At 71.6% G+C, this 3,062-nt stretch carries 2 protein-coding genes and 1 pseudogene; 1 reads left to right on the forward strand and 2 read right to left on the reverse strand.

Annotated elements, in window-relative coordinates; genetic code table 11:
* Positions 1-1,420 (forward strand): DNA repair protein RecN (locus tag AC1DZ6_RS22335; protein WP_477099316.1); only part of this gene is annotated, 1,420 nt, incomplete at its 5' end.
* Here the strand turns inward: AC1DZ6_RS22335 and AC1DZ6_RS22340 are convergent.
* Together AC1DZ6_RS22340 and AC1DZ6_RS22345 are read right to left on the reverse strand one after the other, a co-directional pair.
* Positions 1,417-1,510, reverse strand: a pseudogene (locus AC1DZ6_RS22340) (hypothetical protein). The gene AC1DZ6_RS22335 and the pseudogene AC1DZ6_RS22340 overlap by 4 nt on opposite strands.
* A gap of 30 nt (positions 1,511-1,540) precedes the next feature.
* Positions 1,541-2,683: an acyltransferase family protein gene (locus AC1DZ6_RS22345; RefSeq protein WP_477099317.1), complete on the reverse strand. Its 1,143-nt coding sequence runs from the start codon at positions 2,681-2,683 to the stop codon at positions 1,541-1,543.
* Positions 2,684-3,062: the final 379 nt, after the last annotated feature.

The raw sequence follows: 3,062 nt of genomic DNA on the forward strand, positions 1-3,062 counted from the left end.
GCCGACGGCCGCTCCAGAGCCTTTGTCAGCCGACGGCCGCTCCAGAGCCTTTGTCAACGACCAGGCCACCAGCGTCGGGGTGCTCAAGGACCTGGGCGCGCTGCTGTTGGAGGTGCACGGCCAGCACGAGACCGTCGGCCTGCTGGACGCGCGCACCCACCGCACCCTTCTGGACGCCTTCGGGATGGTCCGTGTCGCGACCGTCGCCTCGGCCTGGAGCGCCTGGCGCGCCGCCCGCGAAAAGGCCGCCGCCCTGCGCGACCTGGCCGACCGGGCCGCCGTCGAGACCGAGGAACTGACCCTTCGCCTCTCCGAACTGGACCGGCTGGACCCGCGGGAGGGCGAGGAGACGGCCCTGGCCGAGGAGCGGGCCCTGCTGGGCTCGGCCGAGAAGGCCCTGGCCGACATCGCCGCCGCTAGCGACGCCCTGGGCGGCGACGCCTTGTCGGGCAAGCTGGCCGGCGCTTTCCGGGCGCTGGAACGGGCCCGCGAGCGCGCCATCCACGCCGGCGCTCCGGCCGACGGTCCCGCCGTCACCAAGCTGGCCGCCGCCTGCGAGGCGGTCGACCGCGCCCTGGTCGAGGCCCAGGAGGCCGCCGCCGCCATCGACGCCGCCGCCGAGGGCTTCGAGTTCGAACCGGACCGCCTGGACAAGACCGAGGAGCGGCTGTTCGCCCTGCGCGCCATGGCCCGCAAGCTGAACGTCGCCGTCGAACTGCTGCCCGGCAAGCGCGCCGAATTCGCCGCCCAACTTCAGGCCATCGAGACCTCGGGCGAGGCCCTGAAGGCCGCCGAGCAGGAGGCCGCCGACGCTCGCGACGGCTATCTCTACGCCGCCCAAGCCTTGTCGGCCGAGCGCCGCGCCGCCGGCGACCGGCTGGCCGCCGCCGTCGAGAGCGAGCTGGAGCCGCTGAAGCTGGAGAAAGCCCGGTTCCGCGTCGCCGTGGAGCCGCTGGACGAAGACCGCGCCGGCCCGACCGGGATCGACCGCGTGGCCTTCGAGATCTCGACCAATCCCGGCGCGCCGTTCGGACCGATGGAGGCCATCGCCTCGGGCGGCGAACTGGCCCGCTTCGCCCTGGCCCTGAAGGCCGCCCTGGCGGGGCGCGAGGGGCCCCAGCCGCTGATGATCTTCGACGAAGTGGATCAGGGCGTCGGCGGGGCCGTGGCCGACGCGGTGGGCCTGCGCCTGAAGCGCCTGGCCGCCAACGCCCAGGTCCTGGTCGTCACCCACTCAGCCCAGGTCGCCGCCCGGGCCGACGCCCACTGGCGCATCGCCAAGTCCGGCGACGAGACCTCGATCCGCACCCGCGTGGAGCCGCTGTCGACCGCCGAACGCCAGGAAGAGATCGCGCGGATGCTGTCGGGAGCGGAAGTCACCGAGGCGGCGCGCGCGGCGGCGCGGGCGCTGATCGGCTAAAGCCCTGCGTCCTTCGAGGCCCGCTTCGCGGGCGCCTCAGGATGAGGCGTTCAGTGCAAGGCGGTCCTCATCCTGAGGTGTGAGGCGCAGCCGAACCTCGAAGGACGCACCGCGTTTCGGTTAGGCCAGCACCGGCCCGGCGGTGGCCGTCGTGGCTTTCCGCGACCAACCCTTGATCCACATCTGCAGCGGGGCGTCGACGAAGCGTTCGAACAGYCAGGCGGCGACCACGCAGGCGGGCAGGGCCATGGCCCAGGCGGCCCACAGCATCGGCCCTTGGACGCCCAGCTTGCCCTCGACGGCGCGCAGCAGACCGAACCAGATCACGGCGACCAGTTGGTTGGTCAGGAACAGCGAGAACGACAGGCGGCCCGTCAGGCTCGCCCAGCCCCAGCCTTTGGTCCCAGAAGCGCCGGCGGCGTAGATCAGCAGACCCAGCAGGGCCAGGCTGGCATGGTCGAAGCGGCCGACGACCTGCAGAGCCACGACGCCGACCCCGGCCAGGAGCGCCAGGCCGTCGGCCCAGCGTGACGGAATGGTCGTCGGCAGGCGGGCGATCAGCATGCCCAGGATGAACAGCGGAATGCCCCGAACCAGACCGAAGCGCAGCGGCAACTGGTGGGCCGGAATGCCGGTCGCGGCCTTGGCGGCATAGTCGACGACCAGGAAGATCGCCACGCCGATCGCCAGGGTGGTCCAGGGCGAGGCGACCTTGGCGGTCAGGCGCCAGGCGGCCGGGAAGCCGGCGTAGCAGACGATCAGGGCCGACAGGGTCCAGGTCGGCATGTTCCAGCCCGACGGGCCGGGCACGAACCAGGCCTGCATCAGGAAGACCTGCGGCAGCAGCTGGCTCCACTGGAACCATTGCGGGTTCYGCGGGGCCAGGCCGACGGCGCCGGTGGCCAGGACGAAGCCCACGAACAGGGCCAGCATCACCAGGTGGGCGGGCCAGATGCGCAGCAGGCGGCGCTTGAGGAATTCGCCGGTGGACACGCCCCCTCCTTGACCCATGGAGCCGAGCACGCGGGCGCCGTAGGTCTTGGCCAGGACGTAGCCCGACAGCATCAGGAAGAAATCGGTGGCCAGATAGCCGCGCCCGAAGGCCGGATGGATCGCGAACAGCGAGACCGGGGCCCGCTCGGCCACGTGATAGAGCACGATGAACAGCGCCGCGACGAACCGCAGGACATCCAGGGCGCCGCCACGAGACAGGCTCGCGCCTTGAGCGGGGCCGTTCTGGGACATCGTGGCGGCTTGGGACATGCGGCGGGCTCCTTTGCCTTGCGGGAGCAAGGTTTGGGCCAGCCTTCGAAGACCTTCTCCCGGAGGGGAGAGGGAGGGGCCCGCGCCGTCGGCGTGGGAGGGTGAGGGGTGACGCCCTGTCCGGTTTCWCKCYRACKCYCTGCCGGCACGCCGKCTGRCGCCTTAACCCCTCACCCTCCCACCGCTGCGCGGCGGGCCCCGCCCTCTCCCTCTGGGAGAGGGTGATTTGCGGGGATCCAGCCGCGTGTATCCCCGCCAGCGCCGCGAGAAACTCCAACGCCTTCAACGCCCTGAAAAATAATCAGCGTCACAAGTCCTCGGACCTTAAACCGGCTGCACAATCTACCTCGTCTCCGTCGCGGAGGAGGGCGCTTGGTAC

This window comes from Caulobacter sp. P1_B12_2 (assembly GCF_056406675.1).